Below are 19,574 nucleotides of genomic sequence, written 5' to 3' on the forward strand. Positions count from 1 at the left end.
TCTGCCAGCAACTCAAATCACCCTCACTCAAATTTAACGCTGCGTAAGTCCTATTTAAATTCAAACAGTGTCTGGTCCACTTTGCTGTCGGCAACGAGAAGGTTTCCATGACAACCCGATTACAGGATGGCGAGACGCGGTTCTTTCCGTTTAACAGAGGCATTGAGAACCCCGTGAACCCAAACGGGCACAAGACCTCCTACCTCTGGGAGGACATCCTGCAACGCGATAACTTAATGGAACTCATCAACAACTTTATCCATGAACAGGAGACCACAGAAAAGATTTACGATGACAAAACTAAGATGGTGAGAGATGAGAAGTCCCGCGTGCTTGTTTTCCCGCGGTACCATCAACTCGACGTAATTCGTGAATTGAAACGGGCTGTTGTGAAAGAGGGAGTTGGACATAACTACCTTATCCAACACACCACAGGGAGCGGGAAGTCGAACTCTATCGCGTGGTTGGCGCATCTACTGACGCACCTGTACGGCTCGGAGACCGATACAGACCGGATCTTCGATTCCGTGATTGTCGTGACGGATCGATTGGTGCTTGACAAGCAGCTGCAGGACACAATCAAACAGGTGGAACAGGTCGACGGCGTGGTGCATGCCGCTGACAAGAACTCGGCGCAGCTGAGAGGTTTCCTTGAATCCGGTAAAGACATCATCATCTCAACGATTCAGAAGTTCGGTGTGATTGCAGAGGAGATTGGCAAACTCAAAAGCAAGACCTTCGCCGTGATTGTTGACGAAGCGCACTCCTCACAGAGCGGTGAATCGGCAAGGAATCTCAGGATTTCACTTTCGCGAGGGATTGATCTGGGTGTAACGGAAGATAATGCCGACGAAGTATCGGATATAGACGCTAAAATCCTTGAACAGATGGAGCAGCGCAGGATGCAGGCGCATATCTCCTATTTCGGTTTCAGTGGCACACCTAAGAACAAAACCTTAGAACTGTTCGGACGCAAGGACGCTGAAGGAAAATTTGTTCCCTTCCACGTCTATTCGATGCGCCAGAGTATCAGCGAAGGGTTCACACTGGACGTGCTGCAGAACTACACCACCTTTAAGCGGTATTTTGAACTGGTCAAAAGCGTTCCGGAGGATAAACAGTACGAAAAGGCGCGGACACTCCGAGCACTGACCAATTACGTTGACCTGCAACCCCATAGCATTGAAACCAAAACCCGGATTATGTTGGAACACTTTACCGAACACACTGTAAAGACGATAGCAGGCAAGGGACGGGCGATGTTGGTTACATCGTCCCGACTGCACTGCGTCAGATACAAGCAGGCATTCGATAAACAGATGCGGGAGATGGGGCTTCGCTACGGCTGTCTCGTGGCGTTCAGCGGCACGGTACACGACACCGACAACGCGGTGGATTACACGGAAAACGGGATGAATGTATTGCCACCAAGCACTTCCATTGCCGACAGTTTCAAGAGTCCTGAGCATCGCATTCTGATTGTCGCGAATAAGTTCCAAACAGGTTTTGATGAGCCGCTTCTACAGACGATGTACGTCGATAAGCGGTTAGACGGACTGCAATGTGTCCAGACCTTGAGTCGCCTGAACCGCGTCGCCACCGGCAAGACGGATACACTGGTACTCGACTTCGTGAACGAACCCGATCAGATACAAGAGGCGTTTCAGCAATACTATCAGACCACAATGCTCGCCGAGGAGACCGACCCGAATCGGTTATACGATCTACAAAGTCAGTTGGAAGGTTTTGACTGCTACGATGTAGAGACGATTGAGGCATTCTGTCATATCTTTTATGATGCTAATCAACCCGACGAGCTGCTACAAGGCGTTCTGGATGATGTCGTTGAGAAATGGGCAGTTCTTGAAATGAATGAACGGGAAGAATTTCGCTCTACCTTACAAAGTTATATTCGCCTCTACGCATACATCTCACAGTTGATTACCTTCACGGATGTGGCATTGGAAAAGTTATATATCTTTGGTCGCAGCCTCAATAAGAAACTCCCGAAACGCGATCACCCCGACCTGAACGACGTTCTATCATCTGTGGATTTGGATTCGTTTCGTGTGGAGAGAACATACGACAGTCTACAACTCTCCCTCGAAAAAGAAGATAGCGAACTCCAAGGAATTGGCAGCGATGTCGGGACCATGAGGGACCCTGAGCAGGATTTCCTCTCCAATATCATTCAGGCATTGAATGATGCCTATCAGACAGATTTCACGATGGAAGATAAAGTTGACATTGCCACGATTCACCAAAAAGTGCTTGAGAACGAGGAGCTTCGGCAGGTGATTGAAGGGGATAATACGGAAACGAACAAAAGGTATAAGTTCGAGCGGGTGATTGATGACATTTTATTAGATTTCGTCAATAGCAAGTTGGCACTTTATACGAAATTATCGAAACCAGAGATTAACGACTATCTTAAACAACACCTCTATCGCGCCTATCTGGAGCAACCGTCTTCTCACCTTTGACTCATGAAATTGCGGATTTTACATTAGTTAGGACTTACGCACGCCACCGGTAGGTGCGGTTTCTAACCGCACCGATCCTATGGGGGCCGTATCTTTATCGTCTGAAGATACATGTCTCAACTTAATTTTGCGTAAGTCCTGTTAGTATTGAAACTTGCTTATATTGCTGTATCAATTGAAAAATGCTGACGCAAAAAATGATAGCCGATGTTCCATCGGATCCAGGTGTTTACTTTTTTCGTGGAGCTGCAGGAACGATCCTCTATATCGGTAAGGCAAAATGTCTACGGAAACGGGTACGTTCTTATCTCCATAAGGTCAAAAAACGTCCAAGCAAAATCAAACGACTTATCCGATGGACGACGGATGTGCGTTATCAGGTATGTCGTTCAGAGCAAGAAGCGCTTTTCTTAGAGTCGCGATTAATCCAAGAACATCAGCCGAGTTATAATACGGCTATGAAATATGGGCGGCAATCTTGGTATATTCGGATAGATGTTGGAGAGGCGTTTCCGCGCCTTGAACGCGTGTCTGAAACGCAACCCGATGGCGCAAGGTATTTCGGTCCCTTATCAAGTCGGCGATGGACGGATGAAGCCATTGATGTCCTACAGCGGATTTTTCCCGTCCGCACATGTGAAGGCGAAATTACCCCGATGCCAGGGTTCCGTGCCTGCTTTGAATACGATTTGAAGCGTTGTAACGCACCGTGCGCAGCACGCATTACGAGCAAAAGCTATAAGGAAACCATAACGGATGTTGTCAATCTGCTTGACGGCGAGTATGAAAAAGTGCAAGAAAGTCTGATTGCAAAGCGGGATAGGGCATCGGAAGTACTGCGATTTGAGCGGGCTGCTGCGTTTCACAGGCAGTTGCAACGGATTCAGAAAGTTTTTACCTTCCTTGATGTCCATCGGAGGTGACTTCATGGCAACACAAAAGATTGAGAAAGAGATTCTCGGTGGGCCCGATGGGACAGCACGTTGCCGCTGCGGTCGGCGCCGCTATCCGCGTTATCCGTTATGTCCAAAGTGTTATTATGCAAAACCGCAAGCCACCGCTCCAGATCCCAAGAAATTGTCGCGTGCCGAACTCCTGAAAATGCAGACTTCAAAACCGATGCCGCTTTCAGACCGACAGGCGCGGATCCGGTTCTTGGAAAAACGGTACGGTGCACAGTTCCGAGGACAAGACATTCGCTTTATGAAGAATGCGCAACTCTACGCACTGTCCGAACGGGCAGGCTATCGTCGTCGCTGAATTTTTGTGTATTCGGTCAACAATTTTCGGATTTGTAAAAAATGTATTGCCAAGAAAACCTGTATTTGTTAAAATAGTAAGGACATATAATTATTCAAGGAGGTTAACTCATGCGTATAGCGAAACTATCGCTAATTTGTCTGGTCGCCTTTGCATTCATGGTAGGGTGTGGTATGATCGGGAAGAAAGCAGAAATGTCCGAGACTGCCGCTACCTCTATGGAAGGTGCCGCAATGGAATCTGAAGCAAAGACTGACATGGCCGGAGACATGGAGCAAGCCGCCGTTGAAGAGGTAACACTGAATGTCACAGGTATGACATGAGGCGCGTGTACCAGTAAAGTGCAGGCTGCACTTAGCGGGCTCACAGGCGTTTCTGAAGTGGTGAGTGTTTCTTCTGATACGAATACGGCTGTGGTAAAGGTCAAAAAGGGTAAAGTGACGGCTGCCGCACTTACCGAGGCAGTTAAAGGCGCAGGTTTTAGTGCCGAAGTTGCCCAATAAGATTAGTTTGAAGGGGTGGGGATTCCTCACCCTTTCTCTCTATATGAACAGGCTGTTAATGTGCAATATTAAAAACCGCGGTCCGAAGATCGCTGCTATAAATAAGGGGTATAAACCTATGCTTCACTTAAACGTGAGAATCGTACTCGTCTGCCTTGCGACACTTCTGCTTGTGATTGCTTGTGCAGACACGTCAAAGAAACCAGCAGAAACATCAACCCAAACGACCGAAACGCCAGAGCAAGCAGCAAAAGCACCGAGTCAGACAGCAGAAACAAGTATTGAAGAAGTAACACTCGCTGTAACCGGCATGACATGAGGCGGATGTACCAGCGCAGTGCAGGATGCACTCACAAAGGTTACCGGGGTCTCTGAAGTCGTCAGCGTTTCTATGCAAGAAAATAAGGCTGTCGTGAAGATTGAAAAGGGTAAGGTTACAACAGACGCTTTGGTTAAGGCTGTTGAAGCAGACCCGCGCTTTAAGGCAACAGTCGCTAACTAGCTCTTAATGAGCAGGGCAGGATTGCTCGACCTTTATTTTATCTCAAGAACCATATCTATATGTTAGTGCGAGGTCTCTGTGCCTCGCACTTTCTATTTTGCCCAGAAATTGTCCGATCTCTAAATTACTGTCCCTTAGCATAAAACACCCCCGGTAGGCACGGTTTCCTAACCGTGCCGGGTCCGATGTCCAAGTAATTCTAAAATCTACTATACCCTATTGATGCTTCGCATAGAGCGGATTATCAAGCAGAGATTGCACTTCGTAGATTGAGCCTTTTAGTTCAGCGTAGGGTTCCGGCATACGCACTGGCGCAGCTACCATGCGGGGTTCATTCGTCGGTTCGCCACGAACAATAAAACCGTTGAAAGTCTCCCAATCTGGAATACCCTTCAGGGGCCACGCATCTACAGCACAGTACTGAGCAAGCATTAAACGGCGCGGTTTGTCTGAGGTGTTTGGAGCGGAGCCGTGCAACGCCCGAACATGATGGATCGTGATGCCACCTGCCTTCACCTCGACGGGAACAGCACCCTCTGGTGTGAAATCGGGGTCAGTAACCGCCCCAATAAAGGCACCATCCTGGTGATGGTCCAAAGTCGGTCCCTTGTGGGAGCCGGGGAGTATCATCAATGCCCCGTTCTCCACGGTCATATCATCAATAACGACACCCACTGCGAGCAGGTCGTCGTTGGTATGCGGATAAAATGCCCAATCCTGATGCCATTCAACCGGACTTCCGAACTCCGGGTATTTCATATTCAACTTATGCCCGTTATACCGCACGCCGGGTCCGATAAGTTGTTCCACAATATCCAGAATCCTCGGGTGCCGTAGAGCATAATCGTAAACGACGTGATGGAGTCCCGGATTTTTGATACGTCGTACACGTGGATTAGCGGGAGTATGTCCTGGTTCCAAATCGAAAATATCGGTATGTTCGGTGACCTCTCTCGATTTTTCGACGAATTCACCAGTCACTCGCTGAAGGTCCGCAACCTCTTCTGCAGTTAGCACCGCCTCAACACCCAGATAGCCGTTTTCGTCGTAAAAATCACGTTGTTCTTGCGTGAGCATTGTTTCATTACACTCCTCTTAGCGAAATGATACTGCTATTATACGTCAAATCCGTTAAAAATTTCAACCCTTTAACAGTTTCTGATAAATGTCCTGTACCTTTTGGACGTGTGTTTCAACCCCGAAAGTCTCTTCGGCATGTTTTCTTGCCCGCTGTCCCATAGATACGCTTTGCTTCCGGTCTTTAGCGAGTTCGATAATCTTGTTTGCAATATCCGCTGTAGATTCTGCTGGCATGATGTATCCCGTTACATTGTGAACAATCATTTCAGTTGTACTGCCAATCGGGGTGCCGATGACGGGTTTGCCAGCCGCCATCGCCTCTGCAATAACGCTCCCTGCTGAAAGCGTTACAAGTAGATCCAATTCTTGCATCGCCTTGGGCATATCGGTGCGGTGCCCCGTGAAGTGGACAGTCCCCTGCAACTGATATTTGGCTACCAGTTGGTGGACTTCGCGATTATAGGCGCGGTGTGTTGGTGTGTCGAGTGCTGCGCCGACGATGTGGAATCGAACTTTGTCGGCTTGCGCAGCGACCTTCGCTGCTATTTCAACGAACGATTTCTGGCGTTTGAAGGGTTCAATCCTGCCTACGATGCCGACGACATATTCCTCCGAATTTACTTTTACAGAAGTAGGTTGAAAAGCCGATAAATCAACGCAATTCAGTATCACCGCAATCTTTTCAGGATCGATCCCTGCTTGAACCAGCGGGATTGTGTTTTCCTGTGAAATAGCGATGATTTTGTCCATCTGATCAAACTTGTATTTTCGCACTTGGGAGGGGGTGAGCAGCGTCCGAACATGTGAAATGACGGGGATTTTCAACTGCTTGCTAAGACACCATAGGTACGGATTGAACCACGAATCGGAGGTGTGGATGAGTTTCGCGTTGTGAGTCTTGGCGAGTGCGGCTAATTTTTTCGCCGCACTATACCGCACTATCAACGATTTCGCTTTTCGCCACGGCGGGAGATTGAGAATCACTGTTGGAATATCAGCAGCCCTCAAGTGTTCTGCAAAAACGCCATCGTCAGGGCAAACGACCAGCGGATGATAGTGTGACCGATCAATGTTTGTGACGAGATATGCAAGTTGCTTTTCACCTCCACCGATGCTTGAACCGCAATGGCTGAGGTAGAGTATCGGGATCATCAGTTTTTATCGCTATAAGCAACTTTCCCATAGGTTACACTGGGAAATTGAGGTGCTGATCCAAGAAAACTTGGCTGACCGATCGGTGCTGATGGACTCTCAGGATGGCTTCAGAGAGTAGCGGTGCAATAGAAAGTACTTTTACTTTCCCATCCAGCTGCTTTTCAGCAGGGACAGGAATCGTATTCGTGGTGACCACCTCGCGAATTGCTGGATGGCTGAGCCGTTCCAACGCTGGACCCACTAATATAGGGTGTGCGATACTCACGTAAGCAGGTTCTGCTCCAGCCTCCGCTAACGCTATGGCTTGTTGTCGGATTGTACCGCCTGTCTGTATTTCATCGTCAGTGATAATAGGGGTCTTACCCCTGACGTCTCCAACAAGTTCGACGAATTTAATACTCTGTCCATCAACACCGGTTCGCCGCTTATGCATAATGGCCAACGGAAGTCCCAAAATATCAGCGTATTTCTCTGCTAACTTGGCGCGGCCTGCATCGGGCGCAACGATTACGCCATTTTCGACCTGCTTCTCGCGGAAGTAATTTGTCAAAGTCGTTAGGGCGGTCAAGTGATCCATAGGGATATCGAAGAAACCCTGTATCTGTGGCACGTGTAGATCGATAGCCATGACGCGACTTGCACCAGCCGTAGTCAGGAGATTGGCTACAAGCTTCGCGCTAATCGGTTCGCGACCTGTTGTCTTATGATCTTGACGGGAATACCCAAAATACGGAATAATAGCGGTGATCTGCCGCGCTGATGCACGTTTCATCGCGTCAATCGTGATTAGCAGTTCCATCAGGTTTTCGTTGGCAGGTTGACTTGTTGGCTGGACGATGTAGATATCAGTACCGCGGATACTTTCTTCAATCTGAATCCGAGTTTCATCGTTAGGAAATGGACCGATTGTAATTTTACCGAGTTCAACGCCTAAGATCGCAGCGATTTCTTTCGCCAACGCCGGATTCGCGCTCCCGGCGAATAGCCTGAAATCCCTTCTAACTTGCTGATCGATCGGGGTGGACATGCCAAAGCCTCCTTATACTGAGTGAATCTTGTTCATCATAAACTGCCTACTTTGCTGAAATGGGAAACTATAAATCTTATACGTTTATCGTGTTGTACGCTGTCACTAACCAAGGACCGACCATACGAAAGCTAAAGCGAAAACGAGTGCGATACCAATTACGGAATGGCGCACTTGAATGCTTCGACTTTTTGCCTTGTAACTGTCTGTATACAAAGCTGCGTATTCTGGTGATCTTCCAAGGAGCCGTGAGGCAGGGGGTGTTGGTTCATAGATAGAAGCGATAAGAACGCCGAGAATATTGCCAAAGATACCGATAAAAACCCACCGCGTCTTTCTTGCATCGGATTCCGCATCTTCTTCAGCTGTCAAATGTGCTTCTGTTGCAGCGGGATGTTGTTGATAGTCATCCATCTTTTAAAAGACCTTACTTTTCATGTCAAAATCGTTTCACGAATCCTATTAAGAAGCTAACGATTCACCGGTCATCTCAACCGGTTGTGCTAAACCGAGCAGGTGGAGTACTGTTGGCGCAATGTCAGCAAGTCGTCCACCCGTGCGGAGTTCTTGACCCCTGTGTGCGTTATCAACAACGATGAGATCCACGTCGTAAGTCGTATGTGCAGTGTGGATACCACCCGTTTCGGGATCGATCATCTGTTCACAGTTCCCATGGTCAGCGGTAACAATGAGTGCACCGTCTTTTCTAAGCACAGCGTCAACAATTTTTCCGACCCCTATATCAACCGCCTCAACTGCTTTAATAGCGGCGGGAAGCGAGCCCGTGTGTCCCACCATATCGCCGTTGGCGTAGTTGAGTACTATCAGGTCATACTTGTCGGAGTTGATTCGACGCAACATCTCCCCCGTCACACCGGGGGCGGACATCTCCGGCTTCTGGTCGTAGGTGGTCACGTCGCGTGGAGAGGCGATAATTTGTCGATCTTCGCCTTCGTAGGGTTCATCGCGGTAGTCGCTAAAAAAGAAGGTCACGTGTGGAAATTTTTCGGTCTCTGCGCATCGAAATTGTGTTAAGCCTGCCTGGCTGACATAAGCACCGAGCGTATTCTGCATTTTGGGCGGTTTCTTGACAGCCGCTTCAACAGGCATTCCTTGCTCATACTCGGTCATTGTGACAAATTTAACGTCAAGTTTGCAATTCCGTTTAAAACCCATTTCTCGCACGACCCCATCTTTTCCTTCTGCCTGAAACGGAAATTCATTGAGACAAAAGGCTTTTGTGAGTTCTCGCGGGCGATCTCCCCGGAAGTTATAGAAAACAACGGCATCTCCGTCAGTGATACGGGGAAGCGGTTCGCCGTCATTTCCGACGACAACAGATGGACGCACAAACTCATCTCCTTTGCGGTTGGTATCGTCCGGGTTTTCATAATAATCACGGTAGGCGTCTGTGGCAGTAGCAACGGAGTTGTCGCTGCCTTCCGTTAAAAGACGGTACGCCACTTCAACGCGTTCCCATCGGTCGTCCCGATCCATCGCATAATAACGACCAATAACGGAGGCTATCTGTCCGATACCGATTTCTTTCAACTTCGCTTCAATTTGCTCGCAGAATTGGATACCGAGGTCGGGCTGGCAGTCGCGGCCATCGCTGAAATTGTGAATCAAGACTTGATCGGATTTGAGTCCATTTGCTTTAGCGAGTGCGAGGAGTCCGTAGAGATGCTCAAGTGAACTGTGGACACCCGCGTCGCTTGCCAGTCCCATAAGATGGAGGTGTGTTCCATGTTTCTTGACATGAGCAATCGTATCTAAGAGGACTTCGTTCTGAGCAAACTCGCCGGATCGGATCATGGTGCTGATGCGGAGGAGCTCTTGGTTCACGATGCGTCCTGCCCCGATGTTTTGGTGTCCGACTTCGCTGTTGCCGATGACGCCAGGCGGTAAACCGACATCCGCGCCGGAGGTATGGATTTGGACATAAGGATAGTTCTGTCGAAGCCAGTCATCTACAGGAGTCTTTGCGAGATGAACGGCGTTTACCCGATTCCATTCAGGGTACGGGTTGTGGCCCCAGCCGTCTCGGATAATGAGAACGACGGGGCGTTTCGGTTGATTTTTCACATAAATCCTTTCTAATTAAGACACGACGGTGTGCTGACGACTTTACGAGGCATTGCGCATAACGCGTCTGTAGATAGCGTGCAAGGGAACTTCACATTCAATTGAAACGAGGCGTAACATATCTTCAAGGCTCTGAAAGGTATTGTGGATCCACTGCGTCCCTTGACGATGGTAGTGTTCAACGCGCACCCTGTCCTGTGAAATAAGGACGTATTCCTCTAAAGAGGCAATTTGTTTATAATGTTCAAATTTTTCGCCACGGTCAAACGCTGCGGTTGACGGAGACAGCACTTCTGCAACAAGAATCGGATTGAGAAGTGTATCAAAGGTGTCATCCTCAAAACGGGGTTCACCACAGACAACGATAACATCTGGGTAGAAATAAGAGACCTCCGGGCTAGTCCGCACGCGCATCTCACCAGCGAAGACTTCACACTCGCTCTCCATCAATTGATTGCTAAGTTGAACTGTTGTATCTACTGTGATACGATTGTGCCAACGACTTGCCCCAGACATCGCGATTATCTGCCCGTTGTGGTATTCGTTCTTAAAGGGCTGCTTACGTTCCCAAGTGAGATATTCCTCGGGGGTCAGATAAGTCGGTGCCGGAAGAGTTGACATCTGTAGCTCCATAAATCTACTTTGCGGTTATCTGATTCTTGCCTTTAATTTTCCCCAGGCTGTAGCGAGTTTTCCGCGTGCCTCTACATCCTGTGGTGTCTCCATAACTTGTTGAATATCGGCTTCACTTAGGGTTTTCTCATAAAGTCGTACTTCATCAATTTTACCGGGGAAGTGGTCAGTGGCATTGCCGAGATCGTCGCCACCAATCCAGAGTTCTAAGTTGGATGGCGCAATTGGCACACCGTTCGGAGCTTCACCTTCGAGTTCACCGTTAATATAAACCTTCATCGTCTTTCCATCGAATGTTCCTGCAAAGTGATACCATTCACCGACTTTCCAATCTGTTGTTGTGGATTCGGCGAAGGTATTGTTCGGTTTGACGAGAAAGTCTATACTGGCTGCATTGCCGAAGTCAAAGATGACAAAGATGGAGTTATTTTTACTCATTAAGCGGTGACCGGTGAGGTCCTCGTTTGGACTGAACCACATCATGATGGTAATATTTTCCTCAATGACGAAGGCAGGATCGTCTTCCACAATAACATGGTCATCCACACCGTCAAATTCGAGTCCAGCCTCGAACTTTCCATCGACCCATTTGGGATCATCGTTGAACTCTCCATCGTGCCCGTTGCCGGTGACATCTATGGCTTCTTTACCTTTACCTTCATCAAAGGGCCAATAGGCGACGAGTCCGTCTTCTGCGACGTTGGCAATACTGAGGTTGGCAGTAATCAGGAGTAGGCATAGCGATAAAACAAAGATAACTTTGGACATTGCAATTCCTCCTATGGAAACGCGAAATTTTGAATTTTGGTCTTTGGGATTTGTGAATATTATAACATATTTTTTCAAAGAAAGGGAAAAAAATTGTCTGAATCAGGATTTATAGGATTTTAGGATTGGACAGGATGAGAGGATGGATTATAGGACTATGGTCGTAATTGTAGTCAGTCATTAATCAATTAGGAGTGAACTCCCCTTTTCCTTTAATTGTCCGTTTTCAATCATCTCACTTATAACTTTCTCAACTTTTCGTCGCATATTTGCGCTTACCGTTACAAAACCGAATACCTTGCAGACCTCACGGGCCAAATCATTTCGTTCTATTCCAAAAGCGTCTGATACGAGTTGTTTTATGGCAACCTGCATCTCTTCAGGCGCAATAAGTTCCAATTTTCGTGAAGCATTCGGGAGTTCACTCCGGTCTCGCACGGAAATTTGCTTTTGTTCTGCCCGATACAGGAACTCTCCCCGGATATCAATACTTTTAGAATGTCGTGCTAGCATTGCAGCAGCTCCAATAGCACCCCGGATGCGATTACCGATCTTTTTGACGCCTACAGCACTTCCGATACGCTTCGCTACTTCGTCAAAATGTACCGGGCTTTCAATTTCAACTACCTGCTGAACCCAGTGTGCGATTGTATTTGGTGGCACCGCATGTAACTTACGTCCATGGGTCGAAATGATAAGTTCAGCGACTTTGTACTTTTCAGCAAGAGGACTCGGTTTCAATGTTGGATCGGTAGTTGTTTTAACTTCCGATTCCGATTCGACCCTATCTTCTTTAGAAGATGGAATGTCGTTTTCAGGTGCAGAGACAGGTGCGGAGACAATGTGTGCCTTAGCTGCTTCAATTGCTTCAGCAGCTTTTCTGAGTTCTCGGTCTGGATCTCTAAACCAATCAGTACTCCAGATACGATGAATACGCCAGCCCAGTCCTTCAAGCACTTGCTGTCTTAGTCGGTCACGGTCGCGAGCCGATTGTGCACTATGGTAAGTTGCGCCGTCACATTCAACGCCTAATAAGTAACGCCCCGGGCGTTCTGGGTCTTTAACCCCAAGATCAATGAAATAACCAGCAGAACCGATTTGATGGGCAACTTGAAAACCAATCTCACGCAAAGCATCTGCGACTTCTTCTTCAAATGGAGAGTCTGGTGGTTTTCCGGTTTCTTCTGGAATGTCGCATTCACCCGTCTGGGCATACTTTAGATAACGTTTAAGTGCCACAACCCCAGGTGGTTTGGCAGGTCCGGGATCAATGTCATCAGCTGTCAAGTTGGTAAAGACTTCACAACGTCGCCGAGCACGCGTAATCAATACATTCAACCGACGCTCGCCCCCCTTTTTGTTTAAGGGGCCGAAATTCATCGTAAGTTTCCCGTTAGGGTCGCGTCCGTAGCCAATACTAATGAAAATGACATCTCGTTCATCTCCTTGAACGTTCTCCAGATTTTTGACAAAAAATGGCTCCTGAGGATGTGCGTTGAAAAATGTCTGCTCACATGATGAATCTTCCCGCCGCAGGAGTTCAAGTGCATTCTGGATCGCTTCCATCTGAGCTGTGCTAAACGTTGCTACACCGAGTGTCAAATTGGGGTGTGAACGAGCGTGCTCCATAACCCGCTTTGCAACAATTTGGGCTTCTTTTGTATTGCTCCGGCTCCCTCCGCGATCATAAGCACTATCCCGTAGGTAGTGATAAACTAACCCAACCTCTGCCTTCGCAGCATCCGGACTTGGAAAAAGTTGAAGTCTATTGCCGTAAAATTCAATGTTTGACACGGTAATTAGGGATTCATGTCGGCTCCGATAATGCCAACGTAACATGCGTTCCGGCGCGTTTTGAGCACTAAATAAACCTAGAATGCTCTCCGTGTCACCTGTTAAATTTTCTTCCGTGTTTTCGCCATCATCCTCTATATGCTTATCAAAAAAATCAGTCGGTGGAAGTTGTCGGCTATCACCAACGACGACTGTTTGCTTACCTCGAACAATCGCACCAAAAGCATCAACGGGTTTTACTTGGCTAGCTTCGTCAAATATCACCAAATCAAATTCAACACTGTTCGGCGGTATGAACTTTGCCACTGAGAGTGGACTCATCATAAATACCGGCTTAATTGCTTGGATCGCATTTTCCGCACTACTTATAAGTTGACGGATTGGCAGATGCCTCCGTTTCTTCTCAAATTCACGCCTGAGCAGCCCTAATTGTCCAGTAGACATTTCACGTCGAGGCAGATGTTTCCAGTGTTCGTATGCCACTTTAACTTTATTATATTCAAGTGAACTACGATCTAATTCTTTGAACCTGTCAACAATATGCTGATGAGTATCGCTACTAAAACTCGCAAGGATAGAGCGTTCCCGCATTGCTGTCTCAACCCTTGCGCTATACCAAGCATGTTTGAGTAAATCCGATAAAGATTCACTTGCCTCTGACCAAACATTCGCAATCTCCGCGATTTCAGCAAATCCTTCATTCCTTAGATTTTCCACCGAGTGGTTATAGGTGACAATATCTTGAAGTTTCTCCGGTTCGCGTTCCCAAAGCTCCAGAATCTGCAACTGCTTTGTAAAGGGAGATGATCTCAATCCATTATCACTTCCAAAACGAACTTTTTCGTCAAGTTGAATTTTACTAATTACGGTCTGAAGAAGATGGGGATGATAGTTCTGATGTTTTTCAACAGTTACAACAAGTGAATTAAGTGTATCTAAATCCGGATTTGATGCAAGATATACGATCACCGCTTCTGGTAATTCATTGTTTGCCACCGATTCGTGCAGTACTGAAAGATACTTGATGATTTCTCGAAGTTGAGTCCAGTCCGAGGATTGTCCTTGCCAGCGGGTGCCGAATAACTTTTGTCCAAGTTCCTGTATCTTTTCAAGATGAGGTCGCTCGCGTTGTGCTTCAAGAATTGCGTCAACTATACAGAGTTGCGCATCTTGGGCTTTGGGCAGTTGTTGCGAACATAAACCTACTAACTCATTTCGGGAACGTCGATATTTTCCCGAAAAAATACGCCACCGCTTATTTCCATAAGCCGCTAGCATTTGTCTAATTTCCAGAACGTTTTGCTCCCATGCTTCAGGGATAAGAGCATGGTCGTGTGCATTATGAAGTTCATTCAATCGTTCTCCTGCGTTTAACCCTATTTCCAAATCATCCGTATGTGTTCTCCATTCAGTTGACTGTACAGCGACTCCTGTTAAATCTGGGGTCTTCAACACACGATATGCTATGCGAATGAGATCTTCGGTCTCCTCACAGGTATCTGGTGTTGGAAGTTTGAGATGCTGCGCGAGTTGTTTGGACGAATTCTTGAGTTCCACAACCGTTTCTCTTGCTTCCGTCGTCGCTCGTTTAAATGGTTCTCTGTCACTAGGAAGAAAATGCTTACAACGACTACCCCAGAATGGGTGATTGACTGGTATTCCCATACGTTTGAGATGGGTCTGTAATTCGGTTGTGTACTCTAGTCCTGCTCTAAATTTAGATGCTATTTGTTGAAATTGGTGTAAATCCAAAGTTGGAAGTTCCACGTCTTCAAGTTGATGTCTTACGACCAAAAGTTGCCCAAATGCCTCATAAGGTGTAATACCACTTTCACCAATAGGTTCGTTGACTGCTTCACAGTAATCGTTTAATCGGTCGCGGTTATTAAGGAGTAACTCCACTTCTTCTTCAAATGCTGTCACTCGTGGTTCACTGATCTCAAGAACGCGCTTGAGTTCATCAGCCACTGTCTTTTTGTTCATCTTATGGCTATGCAGTTCCAGACATGCATCTCCGAGACCTACCTTATCCAGATTACGCTTGACCACCTCTAAAGCCGCCATTTTCTCTGCAACAAACAGGACCTGTTTCCGTTCTGCGATAGCTGTTGCAATTAAGTTAGTAATAGTTTGCGATTTCCCTGTGCCCGGTGGGCCTTGGATAACAAGATTTCGTACCTGACTTACATCGTGAATAGCTAATGCTTGCGAACTGTCCGCATCAACTACGTGACACGTATTAGCAGGCATCAGGTGTTTGTCAACGTTGGGTACGCTATCATCAATGGATGATTTTGGTTCGCGAAATCCGTTCCCTAGTACCGACCGCAATACTGGATGTTCAGTTAAAACATTATCAGGCCAATTGTTAGTATCTAAATCGCAATACATCAGAAACTTAGCAAACGAAAAAAAACCGAGCGTAATCGCAGAAGCATCAACCGACCACCGCTTGATACTATTAATTGTCTCGCTCACGGCTCGAAAATAGTTCTGGAGGTTGGATTGATCAATGTCGTCCGCTTCGGGAAGATCTGGCAATTGGATGCCAAATTCGGCTTTTAGTTTTTCCTGAAGGGAAAGATTCGTCCCAATATCCTCCTCCGTGTATTGAACACGGAAACTGGCGCGTACACTGGTACGGTTGATCTCCACAGGGACCAAAATTAACGGGGCACGGCGCAGTATCTCGCTTGATTCAGATTCATACCATTCAAGCATGCCGAGCGCGAGGTAGAGTGTGGTCACCCCTTGCTCTTCAATACCCGTTCGCGCGGTATAATAAGTGTTCAGCAAACGTTTTTGAAGCTCTGTTGATGCGTGGCTCGTTTGAAGTTTGGTGTCTGTATACCGAGCAGAGTCATTTTCCCCGTCATCGTTTTCAAACAAAAGAATATCGTCTTCTTCAGATTCCTGTTTTGGCAGGAAAGACATTGCCTTCCTATCTTGCACAAGGATTTGATAAGTATCGGGTGGAGACTCATCAATAATTTCAACGCCTCGTGCTTTGAGAAGTCTGTAGTTGATCAAAGGGTTACGTAGACCCAAGTCAAGTAGTTCAGTTCGTGCTTCGTTTAATTTTATCTTTATAGGATTCATGGTATTGGCTTAGTTTTATTTTTTTGACTGAAGTTAACATTTTAAGGTAAAACGAGAACATCTATATGCTTCCAAGTCATATAAGGTTAGCAAAAAATAAATCTAAAATCAACTGTTTTTATTCGATGGGTTGGTGCCTCGTCAGCTTTTGAACTTCGGACAGGTTCGTAATAGTGAATTTATTGCACGTTACTGGAATTATAAAGAGTTTCTCAACTGTAAATGAAGTAACATCCCATAAACTGAAACTTGATAGGGTCCTAGAAATTTAGCGGGCCTTGACAAATTTAACCTAACATCTATATCTGGGTTTGGTATAATAACCCAAATTGCTATGGACAAAATTTTCGTTGTGAAGTCTGCGTTTCTGTCACGTCCACTGTTAACTTGCGGACGCAGATGTACAGACTAACAGTCTATGCTACAACAACTGGCGTAATTCAAGGGATTCTGCTATAAAGGCGGCGACTTGGGTTATTATACTATTTTACAGCAGATCGTTCCTGCTGAGTATCACAATAATCAGAGCATTTTAGTTTTAAGAGTTAAGTTTACTTATGTGAAGTTGTTCGTTCTGGAAGCCCGAATTTATTCGGGATCGCACACTTTCCCGAACAAGTTCGGGCTTCCGGACCTAAATTATTGGAAAACTAAAACGCTCTGTCACAATAATGCTATTTCTACGGAAAACTTATCCGATATCCCTTGTACAGACACGGAGCTACAAAGTTGAACTCAGAGAGATACTGCGTTCTCAACTCCTTTCCCAAGACAAAACGAAATTTTGAAACCATTTTTTAGCATTGTGGAGGAAATTTTTATCATAATCTTCAGTGTCAAAACCCCGTCTTTCAAGGCGGGGATGTAGACACTGCCTATGTTTTTCATTGACAATAAATGTCAAAAGTGCTAAAATATACTTTAGAGTGTAAGGTTGCTATAGAGGGCTGTTACTCGCCTCATGGTTAGATTCCTATAGTGTAAAGCTCTAATATCTACAATCCCGCAAGCAGTAGCATGACAGTCGTTAGTAGAGAAAGACACTTAAAGGTGCATCTCATTTGAAACATACGACTCAAAACTTTTCGTAAGGTGCTTTCATAGCACGCAGTTGGGACATCAACTGTTGGCGTAGGCTTTGTAAGACTGGAATCTCCAGCAAAGGTTGTTGATACCACGATCTCTCACAAAGTGCGGAATTCTAAGAATCTCCACACTTTAGTGTGGAGAGTATGTCAAGAATCCTATAGATCCTAAAGCAGTCCATGAAACACTTGGTAACATATTATACCAATTCTAATTGATAATTCCTCTTAAAAGGTTGGCTATTTTTCAGCACTGCTCGGTGCGGTTAGAAACCGCACCTACCGGGTGTGACGTGAGTGGGTTCGGTTAATGCGAGATAAACTTTTAGAAATGGTATTAGTCAATGTTGTTAGTGACCTTGGACATATTTATCTTGGCAGAATAATAGTTACAATAGCAAAGGTTGCGCTTGACGCGAGTACATGTGCCGATATTGCCTCAGAACATGGTCACACCCCTGAATATCAGACTATTTCTCTTTCAACACCTGTCGACGATGTATATTTTCATGTAAATGGTCAGCCTTTTACTGATGATTTGAGGGATTATAAAAGAGGGATGCGATATGTGTTTACGCTTCGTATAGAAAAAATTGACTACGACTATGAAGATGGGGCTTATACAATAAATTCAACTCTTATTGGAGGTTGAGGTTATACAGTGTAGAGACAATTCATTGCCTGCGGAATGGGGGATGAATCGCCCTACTACGAAATTGGGGCGGTCGGAGGATTGCTGTCCTATAAACATTTCGCAATTATCTTGCAAATCCTCTAATCCTGCAAATCCTGATTCAGTCAATCATCCAACACGCTCAATTGACCAGTGCCGATCGGTGCTTTGGACGGCGAAGGCACCCGGCATGTTCATTTGTGTGGGCATCTCGTTGGCTTCAGCAATAGTGAACGCAGCAAGGAAGGAGTCGCAGTGTAATTTCTGTTGATGAGAATATTATCCACATTTTTAGGTAGCTATTGAACTTAATTTTTCGCCTCTTTGTTTTTGTTGACGCTTTAAAAAAAATCGTAGTATAATTCTACTAAACTATCCAACGTTGAAAGCGTTACGTTGCAATGTGTTGTGGGCTGTATTACAATTGCAATAGGAGCGGAAGATGAAAACAATTACATACGCTGAGGTCCAGCAGTTGGTCACGGAAATACCGGAAACAGAGTTGCCGTTGGCATACTGTTTGTTGGCTGAGTTAGTTGCAGGGGAAACGCAGTCACCTCAGGCAGCGTTCATGTGTCTTTCCATAGATGAACGCCGCCGGGTTCTGGCACAACAAGCGGAACAGATGAAAACTCACTACGAAGAAACAGCAGACGAACGTCCTGAATGGCAAACTGGAGATTTTGTTGATGAATATTAAGCACCAGAACATTAGTGATTGAATACGAACCTGTCATTACATAGAAAGTGCCCAGCCACGCGAATTTCTCTTATCTCGTAATCCTCTAATCCTATAGATCCTGATTCAGACAATTATACAGCACGCTCAATAGACCAATGCCGATCAGTACTCTGGACGACAACAGCACCCGGCATGTCCATCTGCGTCAGCATTTCGTTGACTTCAGCAATCGTAAACGCTGCAAGGAAAGAGTCATAGTACAACTTCTGTTGATGAGGGGTATCCCCGGCGGCATACTTGTCAACAAACGCTTGTGCATCCGCGAGGGTTTCAGGACGAATGAGGTCGCGGATAAGAACGGGACCTTTGGGACGTGCAACTCTGCCCATCTCTTTGAGTGCCGTCATCGCATCGTGGATGTGATGCACAATGCTGTTAGAGATGAGTCCATCAAAGGTGTTATCTGGGTAGGATAGGGTTTTGGCATCGACAAGTTCAAGGGTTATCCGATCCGTGAGACCGGCATCTGCAATGTGGCGTTTTGCTATCTTCAGCATCTCTTCGGACAGGTCAATGGCGGTGATATGGATGTTTGGACAACGTTGCGCGAGTAGGATGGGAATCTGGGCGGGACCCGTGCCGACATCGAGAAAGTGTCCAGTGCTTGCACCGAGTGCGACAACACGGTCTACGAAAGCCTGATCAACCTCACCGTGCTCCATCGCATCGTAGGCTTCGGCGGCTT

17 protein-coding genes and 1 pseudogene are annotated in these 19,574 nt (G+C 46.4%); 9 read left to right on the forward strand and 9 right to left on the reverse strand.

The genetic code is table 11. The annotated features are described in order from the left end of the window. The first annotated feature begins 107 nt into the window (after window positions 1–107). The 7 genes and pseudogenes from OXN25_18135 to OXN25_18165 all read left to right on the forward strand — a co-directional run bounded on the left by OXN25_18135 (window position 108) and on the right by OXN25_18165 (window position 4,748). Window positions 108–2,483: a DEAD/DEAH box helicase family protein gene (locus tag OXN25_18135; GenBank protein MDE0426775.1), complete on the forward strand. Its 2,376-nt coding sequence runs from the start codon at window positions 108–110 to the stop codon at window positions 2,481–2,483. Window positions 2,484–2,665: 182 nt separating this feature from the next. Then, window positions 2,666–3,406: a GIY-YIG nuclease family protein gene (locus tag OXN25_18140; GenBank protein ID MDE0426776.1), complete on the forward strand. Its 741-nt coding sequence runs from the start codon at window positions 2,666–2,668 to the stop codon at window positions 3,404–3,406. A gap of 4 nt (window positions 3,407–3,410) precedes the next feature. Then, window positions 3,411–3,743 (forward strand): hypothetical protein, encoded by a 333-nt coding sequence (locus OXN25_18145; GenBank protein ID MDE0426777.1) that lies wholly within the window; start codon window positions 3,411–3,413, stop codon window positions 3,741–3,743. Window positions 3,744–3,853: 110 nt separating this feature from the next. After that, entirely contained in the window at window positions 3,854–4,066 is a 213-nt protein-coding gene (locus tag OXN25_18150) for a hypothetical protein (protein ID MDE0426778.1), read from the forward strand. A gap of 15 nt (window positions 4,067–4,081) precedes the next feature. Beyond that, window positions 4,082–4,246 (forward strand): annotated as a pseudogene (locus tag OXN25_18155) (hypothetical protein). A gap of 118 nt (window positions 4,247–4,364) precedes the next feature. Next, window positions 4,365–4,565 carry a hypothetical protein gene (locus OXN25_18160; GenBank protein MDE0426779.1) on the forward strand — a complete coding sequence of 67 codons (201 nt, stop codon included), beginning with the start codon at window positions 4,365–4,367 and terminating at the stop codon, window positions 4,563–4,565. Window positions 4,566–4,583: 18 nt separating this feature from the next. Further along, window positions 4,584–4,748: a hypothetical protein gene (locus OXN25_18165; protein MDE0426780.1), complete on the forward strand. Its 165-nt coding sequence runs from the start codon at window positions 4,584–4,586 to the stop codon at window positions 4,746–4,748. Window positions 4,749–4,964: 216 nt separating this feature from the next. Here OXN25_18165 and OXN25_18170 read toward each other — a convergent pair whose 3' ends face one another. The 8 genes from OXN25_18170 to OXN25_18205 form a co-directional block, all read right to left on the reverse strand. Continuing rightward, entirely contained in the window at window positions 4,965–5,825 is an 861-nt protein-coding gene (locus OXN25_18170) for a phytanoyl-CoA dioxygenase family protein (protein MDE0426781.1), read from the reverse strand. A gap of 63 nt (window positions 5,826–5,888) precedes the next feature. Further along, complete coding sequence (locus OXN25_18175) at window positions 5,889–6,980, reverse strand: glycosyltransferase (GenBank protein ID MDE0426782.1); 1,092 nt, start codon at window positions 6,978–6,980, stop codon at window positions 5,889–5,891. A gap of 34 nt (window positions 6,981–7,014) precedes the next feature. Beyond that, on the reverse strand, window positions 7,015–8,010 hold the full coding sequence (locus OXN25_18180; GenBank protein MDE0426783.1) for a ribose-phosphate pyrophosphokinase: 996 nt from the start codon (window positions 8,008–8,010) through the stop codon (window positions 7,015–7,017). Window positions 8,011–8,115: 105 nt separating this feature from the next. Beyond that, window positions 8,116–8,424 carry a hypothetical protein gene (locus OXN25_18185; GenBank protein ID MDE0426784.1) on the reverse strand — a complete coding sequence of 103 codons (309 nt, stop codon included), beginning with the start codon at window positions 8,422–8,424 and terminating at the stop codon, window positions 8,116–8,118. Window positions 8,425–8,472: 48 nt separating this feature from the next. Next, entirely contained in the window at window positions 8,473–10,095 is a 1,623-nt protein-coding gene (gpmI, locus tag OXN25_18190; protein ID MDE0426785.1) for a 2,3-bisphosphoglycerate-independent phosphoglycerate mutase, read from the reverse strand. 42 nt (window positions 10,096–10,137) lie between these two features. Beyond that, on the reverse strand, window positions 10,138–10,716 hold the full coding sequence (locus OXN25_18195; GenBank protein MDE0426786.1) for a Uma2 family endonuclease: 579 nt from the start codon (window positions 10,714–10,716) through the stop codon (window positions 10,138–10,140). 27 nt (window positions 10,717–10,743) lie between these two features. Then, complete coding sequence (locus OXN25_18200) at window positions 10,744–11,496, reverse strand: LamG domain-containing protein (protein ID MDE0426787.1); 753 nt, start codon at window positions 11,494–11,496, stop codon at window positions 10,744–10,746. 180 nt (window positions 11,497–11,676) lie between these two features. Then, window positions 11,677–16,389 (reverse strand): DUF3320 domain-containing protein, encoded by a 4,713-nt coding sequence (locus tag OXN25_18205; GenBank protein ID MDE0426788.1) that lies wholly within the window; start codon window positions 16,387–16,389, stop codon window positions 11,677–11,679. Window positions 16,390–17,784: 1,395 nt separating this feature from the next. On the opposite strand from OXN25_18205, the gene OXN25_18210 reads away from it, so the two are divergent. Together OXN25_18210 and OXN25_18215 are read left to right on the forward strand one after the other, a co-directional pair. Beyond that, window positions 17,785–18,126, forward strand: a complete 342-nt coding sequence (locus tag OXN25_18210) for a hypothetical protein (protein MDE0426789.1) — start codon at window positions 17,785–17,787, stop codon at window positions 18,124–18,126. Window positions 18,127–18,589: 463 nt separating this feature from the next. Next, window positions 18,590–18,847, forward strand: coding sequence for a hypothetical protein (locus OXN25_18215; protein ID MDE0426790.1), 258 nt, complete (start codon window positions 18,590–18,592; stop codon window positions 18,845–18,847). Between the two features lie 113 nt (window positions 18,848–18,960). On the opposite strand, the gene OXN25_18220 is transcribed toward OXN25_18215, so the two are convergent. Then, window positions 18,961–19,574, reverse strand: a 614-nt coding sequence (locus OXN25_18220; protein MDE0426791.1) for a class I SAM-dependent methyltransferase, incomplete at its 5' end; no start/stop codon positions are given.

It is taken from the genome of Candidatus Poribacteria bacterium, from assembly GCA_028820845.1.
GTDB lineage: Bacteria > Poribacteria > WGA-4E > WGA-4E > WGA-3G > WGA-3G.

Excerpts from the sequence above, each read along its gene's own strand:
- OXN25_18195 (MDE0426786.1), bottom strand. The coding sequence starts at position 10,716 with ATGTCAACTCTTCCGGCACCGACTTATCTGACCCCCGAGGAATATCTC.
- OXN25_18205 (MDE0426788.1), bottom strand. The coding sequence starts at position 16,389 with ATGAATCCTATAAAGATAAAATTAAACGAAGCACGAACTGAACTACTT.
- OXN25_18185 (MDE0426784.1), bottom strand. The coding sequence starts at position 8,424 with ATGGATGACTATCAACAACATCCCGCTGCAACAGAAGCACATTTGACA.
- OXN25_18180 (MDE0426783.1), bottom strand. The coding sequence starts at position 8,010 with ATGTCCACCCCGATCGATCAGCAAGTTAGAAGGGATTTCAGGCTATTC.
- OXN25_18170 (MDE0426781.1), bottom strand. The coding sequence starts at position 5,825 with ATGCTCACGCAAGAACAACGTGATTTTTACGACGAAAACGGCTATCTG.
- OXN25_18215 (MDE0426790.1), top strand. The coding sequence starts at position 18,590 with ATGAAAACAATTACATACGCTGAGGTCCAGCAGTTGGTCACGGAAATA.
- OXN25_18200 (MDE0426787.1), bottom strand. The coding sequence starts at position 11,496 with ATGTCCAAAGTTATCTTTGTTTTATCGCTATGCCTACTCCTGATTACT.
- OXN25_18150 (MDE0426778.1), top strand. The coding sequence starts at position 3,854 with ATGCGTATAGCGAAACTATCGCTAATTTGTCTGGTCGCCTTTGCATTC.
- OXN25_18210 (MDE0426789.1), top strand. The coding sequence starts at position 17,785 with ATGCGAGATAAACTTTTAGAAATGGTATTAGTCAATGTTGTTAGTGAC.
- OXN25_18135 (MDE0426775.1), top strand. The coding sequence starts at position 108 with ATGACAACCCGATTACAGGATGGCGAGACGCGGTTCTTTCCGTTTAAC.
- OXN25_18175 (MDE0426782.1), bottom strand. The coding sequence starts at position 6,980 with ATGATCCCGATACTCTACCTCAGCCATTGCGGTTCAAGCATCGGTGGA.
- OXN25_18160 (MDE0426779.1), top strand. The coding sequence starts at position 4,365 with ATGCTTCACTTAAACGTGAGAATCGTACTCGTCTGCCTTGCGACACTT.
- OXN25_18140 (MDE0426776.1), top strand. The coding sequence starts at position 2,666 with ATGCTGACGCAAAAAATGATAGCCGATGTTCCATCGGATCCAGGTGTT.
- OXN25_18145 (MDE0426777.1), top strand. The coding sequence starts at position 3,411 with ATGGCAACACAAAAGATTGAGAAAGAGATTCTCGGTGGGCCCGATGGG.